Consider the following 15,788-nt stretch of genomic DNA (forward strand, 5'->3'; position numbering starts at 1 on the left):
AGCAGCCTAGCACCGCCCGCATGACCGACTATTCCGACCTGATCCAACCCGACAAGGGGCAGGACGCCCGCCCGATCCATCTCGTCGACAAAAAGCGCTATGACCAATGGCTGAAAGGCCGCAGCGCGCGCGAACGCGCGCATCTGGCCGCGGTCGGTTTCAAGCCCGATGCCTATGTCCACGCCATCCTGCCCGGCGACGATCCCGACAAATGGTCGGTCGTCACGACGGTGGCCGATGTCGAAAGCCTGTCGGCATGGTGCCTCGCCAAGCTGGGGCAGATCCTGCCCGAAGGCCGCTACCGCGTCGAGGGCCGGCAACCCGGCAAGGCAATGTTCGGCTGGATGAGCGCGCAATATCGCTTCGATGCCTATAAATCGAAAGCACCCGCAAAGGGGCCGCGCGCCCTGCTCACGACGGACGTGGCCGCGATCGCCCCGATGGTCGCCGAGGCGCGCGCGGTGGCGCTCGTGCGCGACCTCGTCAACACGCCCGCCGCCGACATGGGCCCGGCAGCGATCGAAAAGGCCGCCGAACGCATCGCCAAGGCGCACGGCGGCAAGCTGATCGTGACCAAGGGAGAAGCACTCGAACAGGGCTATCCGATGATCCATGCGGTCGGGCGTGCCGCCGCCAAGCACCACGCGCCGCGCCTGATCGAGATCGAGTGGGGCAAGGAGGATCATCCGCGCGTCGCGCTGGTCGGCAAGGGGATCAGCTTCGACAGCGGCGGACTCGACATCAAGCCCGCGGCGGGGATGCGGCTGATGAAAAAGGATATGGGCGGCGCGGCCCATGTGCTGGCGCTGGCCGAACTGGTGATGGCGAGCGGCCTGCCCGTGCGGCTGCACTGTCTGGTCGCGGCGGCCGAAAACGCCATTTCGTCCGACGCCTTTCGCCCCGGCGACGTGCTCAAAAGCCGGAAGGGGCTGACCGTCGAAATCGGCAATACCGATGCCGAGGGGCGGCTGGTGCTCGGTGATGCGCTGGCAAAAGCCGCCGAGTCGGAACCCGAGCTGATCGTCGATTTCGCGACGCTGACGGGCGCCGCGCGCGTCGCGCTCGGCCCCGATTTGCCGCCGCTGTTCGCCAATGACGATGCGCTCGCCGATGCAATGCTGGCGGGCGGGATCGAGCGCGACGATCCGCTGTGGCGGATGCCGCTGTGGGACGGCTATGCCGACCTTCTCGAAACCGACATCGCCGACCTTGGCAATGCGGGGAGCTCGCCCTTCGCCGGGGCGATCACCGCAGCCCTGTTCCTGAAGCGCTTTGTTCCCGACGGGACGGCGTGGGCGCATATCGACACCTTCGCCTGGCGGCCGACGGCAAAACCCGGCCGCCCAAAGGGCGGCGCGGCGCTGGGGCTGCGCGCCGCATGGGCGATGCTGCAAGCGCGCTACGACCGCCGCGGCAAGGCTTGATAAAGCCTCTTCCGCTGGTCTAATGGCCCGCGATCGTCCGCACCCCGCGGACCCGGTTGCAACAGGACGGCAAGTGACAGCAGACAGCGGTGACAATTCAGCGGCGAGCCGCGTGCGCATGGGACGCCCCGGCACCGTCGGAGCGGGCCGCGACCGCTTTGGCCTGACCGGGACGTCGCAGGCGTTTGATCCGCGTATCGTCGCGATCCGTCCCGACCTCGCCGACATTGCGGTCGCCGGCACTTATTTCGCGCCGCATTATGCGGCGCCGATGATGCGGAGCGGGGTGCTCCCCGCCGCGGCGCTGCGCGCATCGCCGTCGCTGGACGCCGAACAGACGAGCGAATTGCTGTTCGGCGAAGGCTTTGCGCTTCTCGACCTGACTGGCGGCTGGGCGTGGGGCTATTGCCTCGCCGACCATTATGTCGGCTATCTTGCCGCCGAAGCGCTCGGCGCGCCGATCGCGCCGACGCATCGCGTGCAGATGGTCGAGGCGATGCTGCACAGCGCGCCCGACGCCGCGAGCGGCGGTCCGGGCGTCCTGCCACGCGGCGCGCTGGTGATGGGCGAGGCCGAGGGCGAATGGCTGGCGACCGCGCACGGCTATCTGCCGCTCGCGGCGCTGGTGGAGGTCGGGGTGACCGAGAACGACCCCGCGGGACTGGCCGAGGCGATGATCGGCACGCCTTATGTCTGGGGCGGCCGCACCGCCAAGGGCATCGACTGTTCGGGCCTGGTCCAGCTCGCCTGGGCGGCGGCGGGAATCCAGTTGCCGCGCGACACCGATCTGCAACTCGCCGCGCTCGGCGCCGACAAGGATGTCGATCCCGCACGGCTCGCGCGCGGCGACCTTGTTTTCTTTCCCGGCCATGTCGGGATCATGGCCGACGCGGCGACGATCGTTCACGCCAGCCAGCACTGGATGGAGGTGCGCGCCGAGCCGCTCGCCGACCTGATCGCGCGAACGAAGGCCGAGGGGCATGAAGTGCCGGTCAGCGGCGCGAAGCGACTGCGTAGGCCATGACCCACAGCATATTCATCGACGGCGCCGCGGGAACGACGGGCCTGGAAATCGCCGAACGGCTTGCAGGGCGAAGCGAATTCACGCTGATCGCGCTCGACGAGGCGCGCCGCAAACATGCCGCCGCGCGGCGCGAGGCGCTCAACGACGCCGATTTCGTCATCCTCTGCCTGCCCGACGATGCGGCGCGCGAGGCGGTGGCGATGATCGGCAATAACCGCACCCGCGCGATCGACGCCTCGACCGCGCACCGCGTCGCGCCAGGCTGGACCTATGGTTTTCCCGAAGTCGTCGGCCACGATGCGGTGGCGTCGGCCGCTCGCGTATCGAACCCCGGCTGCTATTCGACGGGCTTCATCGCGCTCGTCGCGCCGCTGGTGCGCGCGGGCCTGCTCCCCGCCGACTGGCCCTATATCTGCCACGCGGTCAGCGGCTATTCGGGCGGCGGCAAGGCGCTGATCGAACGGTTCGAGGCTGACCGCGACATCGCCTGGCGCGGTTATGCGCTCGCGCTCGGTCACAAGCATGTGCCCGAAATGCAGGCGCGCTGCGGCCTGTCGATCGCTCCGCTGTTCGCTCCCGCGGTCATCCCGGCGCATCGCGGCATGGTGGTCGAAGTGCCCTTGCCGCTCGGCGCGATGCGCGGTGCCGCCGCGCCCGACACGCTGCGCGCCGCGCTCGCCGATTTTTACGGCGCAAGCCCGGTCGTCGTCATGGCCGACGCGCCGACGGACGGCGAAATGCTGCTCCGCGTGTCGGACGCGGGGGATGACCGCATCGAATTGTTCGTCTTCGCCAATGCCGACACCAGCCAGGCGCGGCTTGTCGCGCGGCTCGACAATCTGGGCAAGGGCGCCAGCGGCGCCTGCGTCCAGAACCTCAATATCATGGCGGGATTGCCCGAAACTGCGGGTTTACGCCTGTAAGCCTTCGCATCAGCCTCCGTCATCCCGGCGAAGGCCGGGATCTCGACCTCAAGGTCAGAACGCGACGATGAGATTCCGGCTTTCGCCGGGATGACGTGGTGAAATCCGGGCTCAGTGAACCGTGTCGAGGACGTCTTCGACCGACAAATAGGTGATCAATCGCTCGATCTGGCGCCAGCGGGCAAAATAGACGTGGTTGCCCAGCACACGATATTGTTCGGCGCGCGCTGCCGCCGCAAAACCGGCTTCTTCGCCGTGCAGGCTGATGAGCGCATGAGCATCCTCGACCGCGGCACGGTCGGCAAGAAAAGGGGCTGGCAAGTGCATCGACTTCCTGGTCCGTAACGTGATCGCCTGCCGTAAACCCTGGGCCTAACCGCGCCGTTCCCAACCGTGATGAACGATCGGGTAAGGTTAATGTGACGCTCCACCACCTTAACCAGGCCGCCCGAGGGCACGTGCGTTTCGCCCCTTTGCCCTCACGCTTCGCCCGTGTAGACAGGCGATATGCGCAAGATCCTGAAATATGTCGGCCTCGCCCTTCTGCTGCTGCTCGTCGTGGGCGGCGTCACCCTCTATGTCATGTCGCGGCCCGATGTGGCGCGCTTCTCGACCGCCGAACTCAGCGGCCGCGTGCCGGTGATGGCGTCGCAGCGCACCGAGACATTCCCGACGATCAACGTCCCCGAAGCGACAAGCTGGCCCGCCGGACAGTCGCCGCGCGCCGCGCAGGGGCTGACCGTTCAGCGCTTTGCCGAGGGACTTGACCATCCGCGCACGATCCTCGTCCTCCCGAACGGCGATGTGCTCGCCGCCGAATCGCAGAGCCCGCCGCGCAAGGATGGCGGCGTGCAGGGTGCAGTGATGAAGAATCTGATGGGCAAGGCGGGCGCCGGGCGCAAACCGTCGGCGAACCGCATCACCCTGCTCCGCGACGCCGACGGCGACGGCAAGGCCGAGGTGAAGACCGCCTATATCACCGGCCTCAATTCGCCCTATGGCATGGCGCTGGTCGGCAATACGCTTTACGTCGCGAACACCGACGCGCTGCTCGCCTTTCCCTATGTCGAGGGTGAAACGAAGATGAGCGGCAAGCCGGTCAAGATCGTCGACCTGCCCGCCAAGGGCACCAACCGCCACTGGACCAAGAGCCTGGCCGCGGCGCCGAACGGCTGGCTCTATATCGGCGTCGGTGCCGATTCCAACATCGGCGAAGCGGGCATGAACCGCGAGTTTCGCCGCGCCAGCGTGCTCGAAGTGCGGCCCGAGAATAAATATATCCGCACCTTTGCCGCGGGCATCCGCAATCCCGTCGGCCTCGCCTTCTATCCCGGCAGCGACCAGCTTTGGACCGTCGTCAACGAGCGCGACATGCTGGGCAGCGATCTGGTCCCCGACTATCTGACCGACGTTGATGAAGGCGATTTTTATGGCTGGCCCTGGTATTATTGGGGCGGCTTCATCGACCCGCGGGTCGAACCCGAGGCCGAGGACCGCCGCCAATATGTCAAGCGGCCCGAATATGGGCTGGGCGCCCACACCGCCCCGCTCGGCTTCACCTTCACCGCAGGCCTCGACCTGGGCGAACGCTGGGCGAACGGCGCGCTGATCGCCCGGCACGGGTCGTGGAACCGCGAGCCGGTCGCGGGTTATGACGTCGTGTTCGTCAAGTTCGGGGCGAACGGCAAGCCGCTCGACGCGCTGCCGATCACCTTGCTCGACGGCTTTCTCGCCGCCGACGGCAAGACCACGCGCGGCCGCCCGGCCGACGTCAAGGTCGCGAAGGACGGCAGCGCGCTGGTCGCCGACGATACCGGCGGGGTGATCTGGCGGGTCGCGAAGGCGGGTTAATTAATTGTCGCTCCCGCGAAGGCGGGGGTCGGCCTCGGCCTTGCGCTATATCTCCAGCGGCCCCCGCCTTCGCGGGGGCGACGGTCTTTAGACCCGCATCGGCATCAGCACGTAGAGCGCGGGGCTTTTTTCGCTTTCGCGGATCAGCGTCGGGGCGTTGGCGTCGGCGAGGTGGAGTTCGACGCTGTCGCCGTCGACCTGCCCCAAAATGTCGCTGAGGTAGCGGGCGTTGAAGCCGATCTCCATCGCGTCGCTGTCGTAACCCGCGGCGAGTTCTTCGGCTGCGGTGCCATTTTCGGGGCTGGTCACGCTGAGCGTGATGCGATCCTTGTCGAGCCCGACCTTCACCGCGCGCGTCTTTTCGCTGGCGATCGTCGATACGCGGTCGACGCCCTGAAACAGGCTTTTCGGATCGACCTTCAAAAGCTTGTCGTTCGCGGTCGGGATGACGCGGCTGTAATCGGGGAAGGTGCCGTCGATCAGCTTCGAGGTGAGCACCGCATTGCCGAGCTGGAAGCGGATCTTGCTCGCCGACAGGCTGATTTCGACATTGCCTTCGGCCTCGTCGAGCAGCTTGCGGATTTCGCCGACGCATTTGCGCGGCACGATCACGTCGGGCATCCCCGCGGCGCCGTCGGGGCGCGTCACCGTGTAGCGCGCGAGGCGGTGGCCGTCGGTCGCCGCGGCCTTGAGCACCGGCCCCGTCGCATCCTCGGCGACGTGCAGAAAGATGCCGTTGAGGTAATAGCGGGTTTCTTCGGTCGAGATGGCGAAGCGCGTCTTGTCGATGATCTGGATCAGCTCGGCGACGGGCAGCTCGAAATTGGTCGGCAGGTCACCCTCGGCGATCACCGGGAAATCGTCGCGCGGCAGGGTTGGCAGGTTGAAGTTCGAGCGCCCGGCCTTGACCTGCATCTTGCCCTCGGCCGCAGCCAGGCTGACTTCCGATCCCTCGGGCAGCTTGCGCGCGATTTCAAACAAGGTGTGCGCCGATACGGTGGTGGTGCCGGCCGTTTCGACCTTGGCCGCGATCGTTTCGACGACCTGCAGGTCGAGGTCGGTCGCCATCAGTTTGAGCTGGCCCGATGCGTCGGCTTCGATGAGGACGTTCGACAGGATCGGGATCGTGTTGCGCCGTTCGACCACCGACTGAACATGGCCAAGGCTTTTCAACAAGACTGCGCGTTCGATCGTCGCTTTCATTCTTAATCCGCCATCCTGTGTGTTTCGCGGGAGAAGTCCCTTGTGGAGACAGAGGATCGGAGGCGATTCGTGCCCCGATTCTGGCCCCTGAAAATGTCCACCTTCCTTAACGCACGCGGCGCACCGTGCAAGCCATGCTTGCAAAGCTGCGGCAATCGCGCGAACGAGGCGCGATGCTGCGCTGGCCCCTTTCCCTGTTGATGCTGGCGGCGATGCCGGCCGCGGCCCTTGCCGCCGCGGCGCCGACCGCGCTGGGCATTTTCGATGGCTGGGGCGCCTTTCGCGATGCCGCGCGGGCGCGCTGCTATGCGATTGCCGCCCCCGCGGCAACGATCGGACGGCCTGAGGTCAAAGCCTATGCCAGCGTCGGTTATTGGCCGAAATCGCGCATCCGCGGCCAATTCTATGTCCGGTTGTCGAAGCCGCGCGCGGCGGACCGCGATTTGCGCCTGACAATCGGCAGCCGCCGCTTCATCCTGACCGGTCAGGGCGTCCACGGCTGGGCGAGCGACGCGCGGATGGACGCCGCCATCGTCGCCGCGATGCGATCGGCGCCGAGCATGAGCGTCGAAAGCCGCGCCGAGGCGGGCGGCGCGATCGCCGACACCTATCGCCTGCGCGGCGCGGCGACGGCGATCGACGCGGCGGCGCTGGGGTGCGCGCGGCTGCGTTGAGCCGATGAGGAGAGATGGCGGTTTTCTGCCGAACTTCACTCGCAATTCGCAAATCTTCGTCATCCCGGACCCTTCGACATGCTCAGGACCGGCTTGATCCGGGGTCCATGCGACGCACCGGAGGAAGCTGGACCCCGGATCAAGTCCGGGGTGACGAGGTAAGAGAGAAAGGCGCTTTCGCGAAACGGCAGAAAACTGCGCAACTTCACTCTGGAATCGCGTGCGCAAGCGCAACCGGCTTCGCTCGCGCGCCATATTGCAACCATGTGGATTCCATTTGGCATTGCGGACGAGCCTATGGCCCGCAACCCAAGTAGGACAGCAATTTCTGGCCGCACTACTCCCGGCCGAGCTTCGTCAGCGCCCTCGCCATAAAATCGAGCACCAGCCGCACGCGCGGTACGTGACGCAGTCGTTCGTGGGTGAGCAGCCACAGCCCGGTGGTGTCGTCGCTCTTGGGCGGCAGGCAGCGAATGAGGTCGGGTTCGCGGTCGGCCAAATAAGCGGGCAGCACCGACAGCCCCATCCCCGCGCGCACGCCCGACAGCAGGCCGGTCGCCGTGTCATATTGCATGACCACCGCTTCCTCGAGCCCATGTTGGCGAAGCCATGCACGATAAGGCTCCCAAACCCCGCCACCACCGCCGATGAAGGGATGCGCCGCAAGTTGTTCGCGCGTGTGCGGGACGCCGTGGCGGTCGGCATAATCGCGGCTGCAATAGACGGTCCACGGATTGTCGGCGATGCGCCGCCCGACGAGCCCCGCGCCCGACGGCTGCTTGCTGCTGCGGATCGCGATGTCGGCGGCGCCCGCGGCCAGGTCGCGCGGCTCGTCCGACGTGTCGAGCTGGATATGGATGCCGGGATGTTCGGCGCGCAGATCGCGCAGGATCGGCGGCAGGATCGTCACCGCGATGATTTCCATCACCGTCAGGCTGACCGTACCTCCCGCGTCGCGCGAGCGCGCGCCCGCGGCCTCACCGAATCGTTCGGCGGCATCGCGCACCGCTGCGGCGCTCGCGAGCATCGCCTCGCCCACCGGAGTCAGCGCATAGCCCGCCTGCCGCCGCTCGAAGAGCGTGACCCCGGTTGCCGCCTCGAGCGCGGCGATGCGCCGCGCCACGGTCGTCTGGCTGACGCGCATCGCCTGCGCGGCGGCGAGCGTGCTGCCCGTTTCGGCAACGGCCAGAAAGGCCTTGAGGTCGTTCCAATCGTACATGGCGCCTTGTGCGCCATAATCGTCCATGCCTCATTCTGCAATTTTGCAGAATGATCGCGCAACATCGTTGCTCCATCGCGATTCTACGGTGCGATATACCGAGTCTTACCGGCTTCCTCCCCTCCCCAGCCGGCCGATGGAGACACAAGATGCAAAAGCTTATGATCCTCGCCGCCACCGCTGCCGCGCTCGTCGGCCAGCCCGTATCGGCAGAACCCGACCCCGCCAAAGCAAGCGTCGCGGTGGCGCACCGCGACCTCGACCTTCGCACCGAGGCCGGGGTCAAGGCACTCGACCGCCGCATCTGGCGCGCTGTCGTCGCGGTGTGCGGCGAAGCGCCCGGCTATGACCTCGCCGGCAAGAATGACGTCCGCCAGTGCCGCCGCGACACGCGCGCCCAGGCGACCGCACAGGCCGAAATCGCGATAGCGGGCGCCATGCGCAATCGGGCGATCCAGGTCAGCTCGATCCGTAACTGACCGCGAACCGAAGTTGCACGGTTCGTCAGCACCGGGGCCGCGATCAGGGCACGATCGCAGCCCCGGCTTGCTGTGGGTCGGAACGGGGTATTTCGCTGTCCGTGTGCAATGGATGGCGGCTTTGGGGTGGACTCCCGCCATTGACGCGATCGTCATCCCGGCGAAGGCCGGGATCTCGCCGGTGCGGTAAACCGATAGGGCGAGATCCCGGCCTTCGCCGGGATGACGATTGGATAGAGGGCAGCTTCCGATCCTCCCCATCGCTTCGCGACAGGGAGGATTCTCGCGCACAATTGCGCTTTTCCCCCTTCCCCCCTATATGCGCGCCCATCATGCAGATTCCCGGCCATATCGACCCCGTCACGACGGGCACCGTCCCCTTGCGCGGGGGCAATCGCATCGACCTCGTCGGGCTGTCGCGCGATGCGATCGGCGGTGTGCTGGTCGAGGCGGGGCTGGACGCGAAGGCGGCGAAACTGCGCGCCAAGCAGATATGGCACTGGATCTATCATCGCGGGGTCACCGATTTTGAAGCGATGACCGACATCGCCAAGACGATGCGCCCGTGGCTGACCGACCGCTTCATCATCGGCCGCCCGACGGTGCGCGAGGCGCAGGTGTCGAGCGATGGCACGCGCAAATGGCTGCTCGCCGCCGCGGACGGGCAGGAATATGAAATGGTGTTCATCCCCGACGCCGATCGGGGAACACTCTGCGTGTCCAGTCAGGTCGGCTGCACGCTCAATTGTCGCTTCTGCCACACCGGCACGATGCGCCTTGTCCGCAACCTCGGCGCGGGCGAGATCGTCGGGCAGGTGCTGCTCGCGCGCGACGCGCTCGGCGAATGGCCGAAGGGGACGATGGCGGGCTTTGGCGCCGACCCCGAGGACGAGGACGCCGACGATGATGCGGTCGGCCATTACACCGCCGACGGCCGGATGCTTACCAACATCGTGATGATGGGCATGGGCGAGCCGCTCTATAATTTCGACGAGGTCAAGCGCGCGCTCAAGATCGTGATGGACGGCGACGGGCTTGCCTTGTCGAAGCGGCGCATCACCTTGTCGACGAGCGGCGTGGTGCCGATGATGGCGCGCGCGGGCGACGAGATCGGGGTCAATCTCGCGGTATCGCTCCACGCGGTGACCAAGGAAATCCGCGACGAAATCGTGCCTTTGAACCGCAAATATGGGATCGAGGAACTGCTCCAGGCGTGCGCCGATTATCCGGGCGCGAACAATGCACGGCGCATCACCTTTGAATATGTGATGCTGAAGGACAAGAATGACCGCGACGAGGATGCACGCGAACTCGTCCGACTCATCAAGCACTATAGCCTGCCCGCGAAGGTCAATCTGATCCCCTTCAACCCCTGGCCCGGCGCGCCTTATGAATGTTCGACCCCCGAACGGGTGCGCGCGTTCAGCAATCTGATTTTCAAGGCGGGAATCTCCGCCCCGATCCGCACCCCGCGCGGGCGCGATATCATGGCGGCGTGCGGGCAGCTGAAAAGCGCCGCGACCAGGCCGACGCGCGCCGAACTCGACCGCATCGCCGAGGAAAAGCAAGCGGCGCTGGGATAGTCCGACAACCCTGCCGTCATTCCGGCGAAGGCCGAAAACACGCCGGTGGCTCATGCCGCACCGACGAGATCCCGGCCTTCGCCGGGATGACGGAACCTGAACAGGCCTGCTTTTCCGCCGGTTTCGCGGCAATCCCATTGCATAGCTATTCTATACTGTGTGGTAAAAATAACACAGGTAAGAAAATTGTCATAATCTGAACGATCCATTCATTGAAGCGACAGGCGCAAACGCCATCTAGAGGCCGGACGCGACCCAAAGGGCGTGGTCCTGATCTGAATGAAGGAAGACAAAATGAAAAAATTCGCAGTTGCAGCCGCTCTCCTCTCGGCCGTTGTCGCCAGCCCCGCCCTCGCAGCCGAAGGCGGCGAAGGCCGCGTCGAAGTGCGCGGCGGTCTGATCACCGGCAACGGGATCGACGAAGGCACGCTCGGCGTTGCCGCCGGTTATGATTTCGACCTCGGGTCGGCCGCTTTCGTCGGCGGTGAAATCGCCGGCGACAAGGTGCTGATCGACGGCGCGAACGTCCAGTTCTCGGCCGGCGCGCGCGCCGGCGCCAAGGTTGGCGCCAACGGCAAGCTCTACGCCACCGGCGGCTACACCTTTGGCGACATCGACGATCCCTATGTCGGCGCCGGTTACCAGCACAAGCTGGGCCAGAACCTGTACGCAAAGGGCGAATATCGCCACCAGTTCATCGAGAATTTCGGCGACTTCGACAGCTTTGTCGTCGGCGTCGGCTTCGCTTTCTGATCCTTCGGACCAGCGATGAAACAGGAAGGGGCGGCCCGCCGGGTCGCCCCTTTTCATTTGCGTCGCGCCGGGGCACGGTGCCGCCCATGACGGCATGGGCATATATCGGTGCGGCGCTGGCGGAGATCGCTGGCTGCTTCGCCTTCTGGGCGTGGCTTCGGATGGACAAGTCGGTGTGGTGGGTCGTGCCGGGGATAGCGTCGCTCGCACTGTTCGCCTGGTTGCTCACGCTGGTCGAGGCGGAGCACGCCGGGCGCACTTATGCTGCCTATGGCGGCGTCTATATCACCGCGGCGCTGCTCTGGCTGTGGGCGGTCGAGGGGGCGAAGCCCGACCGCTGGGATCTGGTCGGCGCGGCGGTGTGCCTGGGGGGCGCGGCGATCATCCTGTTCGGACCGCGCGGGAGTTAGCGAGTGATCTTTCTTGAGTAGCTCGTCATCCCGGCGAAGGCCGGGATCTCGCCGGTGCGTCAGATCCAAGCGGCGGGATCCCGGCCTTCGCCGGGATGACGAAATAAAGAAAGCAGCGTTTCCGTCCGACCGATCACGCCCTATTCCGCTTCCGGCAGCGCCTGCTCGACGAGCGGCGCCAGCGCTTTGGCCACGACCTTCACGCCCCTGGCATTGGGGTGGAGATTGTCGCCGAGCATCAGCGATTTGTCAGCGATGACATTGTCGAGGATGAAAGGATAGAAGCTCACGTCATATTTCGCCGCAAGCTCCGGATAAATGGGGTTGAACCTGGCCGCATAGTCGCTGCCGAGGTTGGGCGCGGCCATCATGCCGGTGAGCAGCACGGGGATGTCGCGTTTCCGAAGCTCGGCGAGCATCGCGTCGAGATTGGCGCGCGTCTGGTCGGGGCCGATGCCGCGCAGCATGTCGTTGCCGCCGAGCCCCAGCATGACGAGCGCAGGCTTTACCTGCGCATTGTCGAGCACATAGGTCAGCCGCTGGCGCCCCGCCGCGCTCGTGTCGCCCGACACGCCGGCATTCTGGACGCGCGCGATGACGCCGTCCTCGGCGAGCGCGGCCTGAAGCTGCGGCGCAAGCCCCTCCCTGGGACCGAGTTGGTATCCCGCATAAAGGCTGTCGCCGAAGGCGATGACGAGCGGGGCGTCGACAGGAATCGCGGCGGTCTTGGGCGTCGTCTTCCCGTCGTTCGTCGACGCCGGTGGCGCCTCCGCCGAGCCGCAGGCGGCAAGCGGTTGGCAAAGCGCGATGACGCAACCATATATCAAGGCAGAACGCCATCCGGCCGTTTTCATTTCCAAAGGGTTCTCTCCTTGCCCGACGTTTCCCGACCGTCGCCGGATCTGGCGCCAGATCTGGCGATCGCCGCCCATAATGTGACGCTGACCCTGGGGAGCGACAAGGCCCCCGTCGAAATTTTACGCGGGGTCGATCTGGAGGTCGCCGCGGGCACCTCGGTCGCGCTGCTCGGCCCGTCCGGGTCGGGCAAAAGCTCGCTGATGGCGGTGCTCGCAGGGCTCGAACGCGCGAACGGCGGGTCGATCAGGGTCGCGGGGCTCGATTTCGCGGCGATGGATGAGGACGAGCTGGCGCGCGCGCGGCGCGGCCGCATCGGCATCGTGCTTCAGGCCTTTCACCTGCTGCCGACAATGACGGCGCTCGAAAATGTCGCGGTGCCGCTGGAGCTGGCGGGCATCGCCGATCCGTTCGGCCGTGCTGCCGCCGAGCTGGAAGCGGTCGGGCTCGGTCATCGTCTCACTCACTACCCCGCGCAATTGTCGGGCGGCGAGCAGCAGCGCGTCGCGATCGCGCGCGCGATGGCGAGCGAACCCGCGATCATCTTTGCCGACGAGCCGACGGGCAATCTGGACACCGCGACGGGTCATGCGATCATCGAGCTGATCTTTGCGCGCCGCACGGCGCTGGGCGCGACCTTGCTCATCATCACGCACGATCCCGAGCTTGCCGAGCATTGCGACCGGGTGGTGGTGATGCATGACGGCCGGATCGAGGAACGGGCGTGAGCGCCGCCGCGATCCTCCCCGGCACGGGGAGGGGGACCATGCGAAGCATGGTGGAGGGGCACGTGCAGTCGAATGCCGCGCTCGACCTCCTGTGCCCCTCCACCACCCTTCGGGTGGTCCCCCTCCCCCGTTGGGGGAGGATCGGCTGATGCTCCCCCTCGCCTCGCTCTGGCGGATCGCGCGCCGCGACCTTGCGGCGCGTATTCGCGGGCTGCGCCTGCTCGCAATCTGCCTGTTCCTGGGCGTTGCAACGCTCGCGGCGATCGGCAGTCTGACGCGCGGCATCACGTCCGAGCTGGAGGTGCGCGGGCAGACGATCCTGGGTGGTGACATCGAGTTCAGCCTGCCGCAGCGCGAAGCCACGCCCGAGGAAATGACCGCCTTTCGCCGCGTCGGCACGCCATCGGCCACCGTGCGGATGCGCGCGATGGCGAACGACCCCGACGGCGATGCGTTGCTGTCCGAGTTGAAGGCGGTCGATGGCGCCTATCCGCTCTATGGCCGACTGCGGCTCGAAAGCGGCGCGCGGCAGGGGCCGCCGCCCGCGGGCGCGATCTGGATCGGCAAGGATATGGCCTCGCGGCTGGGCCTAGCGGTCGGCGGCGCGGTGAAGTTTGGCGACAAAAGCTTTCGCATCGACGGCATCATCGCCGAAGAACCCGACCGGCTGGGCGAAGGCTTCACGCTGGGCCCCGTCGCGATCATCGGGCTTGGCGACCTGCCCGCGACGCAGCTGATCCAGCCGGGCAGCCTCTATGAAAGCAAATATCGCCTACGCCTGCCCGCGGGCGCCAATCCCGAAGCAGTCGGCGAGGCGCTGACCGAGGAGTTTCCCGACGCCGGATGGGACATCACCGACCGCAGCAACGGCGCGCCCGGTACGCGGCGCTTTATCGAGCGCATGGGGCAATTTTTGTCGCTCGTCGGGCTGGCCGCGCTGGTGATCGCCGGGATCGGCGTCGGCAATGGCGTGGCCAGCTATCTCGCGGGCAAGCGGCCGGGGTTGGCGACGCTGAAGGTGCTCGGCGCCGACAGCGCGACGGTGCTGCGCATCTATGGGTTGCAGATATTGGCCGTGGCGGCGGTGTCGATCGTCGCGGGGCTGGCGGTCGGCGCGCTTGCGCCCGCCGCGATCGGCTGGATCGCGGGCGACGTGCTGCCGGTGCAGCCGGGGTTCGCGCTCTATCCGCTGCCGCTTGGCGTCAGCGCCGCCTATGGCCTGCTCATCGCCATCGCCTTTGCGCTGCCGCCGCTCGCCGCGACCAAGCATGTGCCTGCGGCGGGGCTGTATCGCGCCACCGTAGACCGCGCGGCGCGGATCGACCGGCCCGCGCTGGTCGCCGTCGCCATGGCCTTTGCGGCGATCGTCGCGCTCGCGGTCGGGACCGCGCGCGAACCGCTGTTCGCGCTGGGTTTCGTCGGCGCAGCGGTCGGCCTGCTCCTCATCCTCGTTGCGCTCGGCTGGCTGGTGCGCCGCATCGCGAGCCGCCTGCCGCGCCCGCGCCGCCCGCTGCTGCGCCTCGCGCTTGCGAACCTGCACCGCCCCGGCGCCGCGACCGGCGCGCTGGTCGTCGCGCTCGGCCTTGGCCTGACGCTGTTCGTGGCGCTCGCGGCGATCCAGACGAGCATCACCGCCGAAATCACCCGCACCGTGCCGCAGCGCGCGCCGAGCTTCTTCGTGCTCGACGTGCCGCGCAGCGACGCCGCGCGCTTCCGCTCCCTCGTGACCGGCGCCGATGCGCAGGCCGAGATCAACATGATCCCCGCGCTGCGCGGCAGCATCACCGAATTCGCCGGCCAGCGCGTCGACGAACTCGCCGAACTGCCCGAAGGCGCATGGGTGCTGCGCGGCGACCGCGGGCTGACATACAGCCCCGGTTTGCCGAATGGCAGCGAGCTGGTCGGCGGCAGCTGGTGGGCGGCCGATTATGCCGGACCACCGCTGGTCAGCGTCGAGCAGGAGGTGGCGACCTCGCTCGGCCTGAAGCTTGGCGATACGCTGTCGGTCAATGTGCTGGGGGTCGAGGTGCAGGCGAAGGTCGCATCGTTCCGCACCGTCAATTGGGACAATTTCGGGCTGAACTATGTGCTGGTCTTTTCGCCCGGCACGTTCGACGCCGCGCCGCACAACATGGTCGCGACCGTGGCCGTCGACGGCGCCGCCGAAGAAGCGCTGGCGCGCAGCATTCCGCGCACCTTCCCCTCGGCATCGCTGATCGCAGTGCGCGATGTCGTGAGCCAGGTCACGCTGCTGCTCACCCAGATGAGCCAGGCGATCGCCGCGGCGGCGAGCATCGCGATCCTCGCGGGCATCGCGGTGCTGATCGGCGCGATCGCGGCAAGCCGCGAACGGCGCGTCTATGACAGCGTGATCCTGAAGCTGCTCGGCGCGACGCGGGGGCAGATCCTCGGCGCGCAGGCGATGGAATATGCGGTGCTCGCGGCGGTGCTGGCGCTGCTCGCGCTGGGGCTGGGGCTGATCGCAGCGCGCCATGTCGTCGTCAGCCTGTTCGAGTTCACCTTCGCCCCCGACCCGCTGATCGTCGGCGCGACACTGATCGGCGGCGCCGGCCTGTCCTTCCTGATCGGCATCGCCGGAAGCTGGCCGCTGCTGTCGGCGAAACCGGCGCAGGCGCTGCGGAGTTTGTGATTCGGCCGCGCG

Annotated in this window: 15 protein-coding genes; 11 read left to right on the forward strand and 4 right to left on the reverse strand. The window is 67.0% G+C overall.

What is annotated here, in order from left to right; all coding sequences use genetic code 11:
- Positions 1-20: 20 nt before the first annotated feature.
- From SPYCA_RS10320 to argC, 3 genes are all read left to right on the forward strand, one after another.
- Positions 21-1,424 (forward strand): leucyl aminopeptidase family protein, encoded by a 1,404-nt coding sequence (locus tag SPYCA_RS10320; protein ID WP_120220167.1) that lies wholly within the window; start codon positions 21-23, stop codon positions 1,422-1,424.
- Between the two features lie 73 nt (positions 1,425-1,497).
- Complete coding sequence (locus tag SPYCA_RS10325) at positions 1,498-2,448, forward strand: C40 family peptidase (RefSeq protein ID WP_232003265.1); 951 nt, start codon at positions 1,498-1,500, stop codon at positions 2,446-2,448.
- Positions 2,445-3,371 carry an N-acetyl-gamma-glutamyl-phosphate reductase gene (argC, locus tag SPYCA_RS10330; RefSeq protein ID WP_120220172.1) on the forward strand — a complete coding sequence of 309 codons (927 nt, stop codon included), beginning with the start codon at positions 2,445-2,447 and terminating at the stop codon, positions 3,369-3,371. The genes SPYCA_RS10325 and argC overlap by 4 nt, the downstream gene beginning before the upstream one ends.
- A gap of 111 nt (positions 3,372-3,482) precedes the next feature.
- Here argC and SPYCA_RS10335 read toward each other — a convergent pair whose 3' ends face one another.
- On the reverse strand, positions 3,483-3,698 hold the full coding sequence (locus SPYCA_RS10335; RefSeq protein WP_120220174.1) for a hypothetical protein: 216 nt from the start codon (positions 3,696-3,698) through the stop codon (positions 3,483-3,485).
- A gap of 180 nt (positions 3,699-3,878) precedes the next feature.
- Here SPYCA_RS10335 and SPYCA_RS10340 point away from each other — a divergent pair, with 180 nt between their 5' ends.
- Positions 3,879-5,222 (forward strand): PQQ-dependent sugar dehydrogenase, encoded by a 1,344-nt coding sequence (locus SPYCA_RS10340; protein ID WP_120220176.1) that lies wholly within the window; start codon positions 3,879-3,881, stop codon positions 5,220-5,222.
- Positions 5,223-5,309: 87 nt separating this feature from the next.
- Here SPYCA_RS10340 and dnaN read toward each other — a convergent pair whose 3' ends face one another.
- Entirely contained in the window at positions 5,310-6,425 is a 1,116-nt protein-coding gene (gene dnaN / locus SPYCA_RS10345; RefSeq protein ID WP_120220178.1) for a DNA polymerase III subunit beta, read from the reverse strand.
- Positions 6,426-6,598: 173 nt separating this feature from the next.
- Between dnaN and SPYCA_RS10350 the strand changes: the two genes are divergently transcribed.
- Positions 6,599-7,099 (forward strand): hypothetical protein, encoded by a 501-nt coding sequence (locus tag SPYCA_RS10350; protein ID WP_120222270.1) that lies wholly within the window; start codon positions 6,599-6,601, stop codon positions 7,097-7,099.
- Positions 7,100-7,436: 337 nt separating this feature from the next.
- On the opposite strand, the gene SPYCA_RS10355 is transcribed toward SPYCA_RS10350, so the two are convergent.
- Positions 7,437-8,345 (reverse strand): LysR family transcriptional regulator, encoded by a 909-nt coding sequence (locus tag SPYCA_RS10355; RefSeq protein WP_232003266.1) that lies wholly within the window; start codon positions 8,343-8,345, stop codon positions 7,437-7,439.
- 122 nt (positions 8,346-8,467) lie between these two features.
- On the opposite strand from SPYCA_RS10355, the gene SPYCA_RS10360 reads away from it, so the two are divergent.
- The 4 genes from SPYCA_RS10360 to SPYCA_RS10375 all read left to right on the forward strand — a co-directional run bounded on the left by SPYCA_RS10360 (position 8,468) and on the right by SPYCA_RS10375 (position 11,543).
- Positions 8,468-8,797, forward strand: coding sequence for a UrcA family protein (locus tag SPYCA_RS10360; RefSeq protein ID WP_120220180.1), 330 nt, complete (start codon positions 8,468-8,470; stop codon positions 8,795-8,797).
- Between the two features lie 332 nt (positions 8,798-9,129).
- A complete protein-coding gene (gene rlmN / locus SPYCA_RS10365) occupies positions 9,130-10,380 on the forward strand; it encodes a 23S rRNA (adenine(2503)-C(2))-methyltransferase RlmN (protein ID WP_120220182.1) in 1,251 nt (416 codons plus the stop codon).
- A 294-nt stretch (positions 10,381-10,674) separates the two neighbouring features.
- Positions 10,675-11,133: an outer membrane protein gene (locus SPYCA_RS10370; RefSeq protein ID WP_120222272.1), complete on the forward strand. Its 459-nt coding sequence runs from the start codon at positions 10,675-10,677 to the stop codon at positions 11,131-11,133.
- A gap of 86 nt (positions 11,134-11,219) precedes the next feature.
- Entirely contained in the window at positions 11,220-11,543 is a 324-nt protein-coding gene (locus tag SPYCA_RS10375; protein ID WP_120220184.1) for a YnfA family protein, read from the forward strand.
- 140 nt (positions 11,544-11,683) lie between these two features.
- On the opposite strand, the gene SPYCA_RS10380 is transcribed toward SPYCA_RS10375, so the two are convergent.
- Positions 11,684-12,397 (reverse strand): arylesterase, encoded by a 714-nt coding sequence (locus tag SPYCA_RS10380; RefSeq protein ID WP_120220186.1) that lies wholly within the window; start codon positions 12,395-12,397, stop codon positions 11,684-11,686.
- Positions 12,398-12,415: 18 nt separating this feature from the next.
- On the opposite strand from SPYCA_RS10380, the gene SPYCA_RS10385 reads away from it, so the two are divergent.
- Both SPYCA_RS10385 and SPYCA_RS10390 read left to right on the forward strand, forming a co-directional pair.
- Positions 12,416-13,126 (forward strand): ABC transporter ATP-binding protein, encoded by a 711-nt coding sequence (locus SPYCA_RS10385; RefSeq protein WP_120220188.1) that lies wholly within the window; start codon positions 12,416-12,418, stop codon positions 13,124-13,126.
- Positions 13,127-13,274: 148 nt separating this feature from the next.
- The gene (locus SPYCA_RS10390) at positions 13,275-15,776 is read left to right on the forward strand and encodes an ABC transporter permease (protein WP_120220190.1); all 2,502 of its coding nucleotides are present in this window, start codon (positions 13,275-13,277) and stop codon (positions 15,774-15,776) included.
- Positions 15,777-15,788: the final 12 nt, after the last annotated feature.

It is taken from the genome of Sphingopyxis sp. FD7 (assembly GCF_003609835.1).
Lineage (GTDB): Bacteria > Pseudomonadota > Alphaproteobacteria > Sphingomonadales > Sphingomonadaceae > Sphingopyxis.

Coding starts and splice junctions, on each gene's coding strand:
- SPYCA_RS10360 (WP_120220180.1), top strand. CDS start 8,468: ATGCAAAAGCTTATGATCCTCGCCGCCACCGCTGCCGCGCTCGTCGGC.
- dnaN (WP_120220178.1), bottom strand. CDS start 6,425: ATGAAAGCGACGATCGAACGCGCAGTCTTGTTGAAAAGCCTTGGCCAT.
- SPYCA_RS10350 (WP_120222270.1), top strand. CDS start 6,599: ATGCTGCGCTGGCCCCTTTCCCTGTTGATGCTGGCGGCGATGCCGGCC.
- SPYCA_RS10370 (WP_120222272.1), top strand. CDS start 10,675: ATGAAAAAATTCGCAGTTGCAGCCGCTCTCCTCTCGGCCGTTGTCGCC.
- rlmN (WP_120220182.1), top strand. CDS start 9,130: ATGCAGATTCCCGGCCATATCGACCCCGTCACGACGGGCACCGTCCCC.
- SPYCA_RS10355 (WP_232003266.1), bottom strand. CDS start 8,345: ATGGACGATTATGGCGCACAAGGCGCCATGTACGATTGGAACGACCTC.
- SPYCA_RS10340 (WP_120220176.1), top strand. CDS start 3,879: ATGCGCAAGATCCTGAAATATGTCGGCCTCGCCCTTCTGCTGCTGCTC.
- SPYCA_RS10335 (WP_120220174.1), bottom strand. CDS start 3,698: ATGCACTTGCCAGCCCCTTTTCTTGCCGACCGTGCCGCGGTCGAGGAT.
- SPYCA_RS10375 (WP_120220184.1), top strand. CDS start 11,220: ATGACGGCATGGGCATATATCGGTGCGGCGCTGGCGGAGATCGCTGGC.
- argC (WP_120220172.1), top strand. CDS start 2,445: ATGACCCACAGCATATTCATCGACGGCGCCGCGGGAACGACGGGCCTG.
- SPYCA_RS10320 (WP_120220167.1), top strand. CDS start 21: ATGACCGACTATTCCGACCTGATCCAACCCGACAAGGGGCAGGACGCC.
- SPYCA_RS10380 (WP_120220186.1), bottom strand. CDS start 12,397: ATGAAAACGGCCGGATGGCGTTCTGCCTTGATATATGGTTGCGTCATC.
- SPYCA_RS10390 (WP_120220190.1), top strand. CDS start 13,275: ATGCTCCCCCTCGCCTCGCTCTGGCGGATCGCGCGCCGCGACCTTGCG.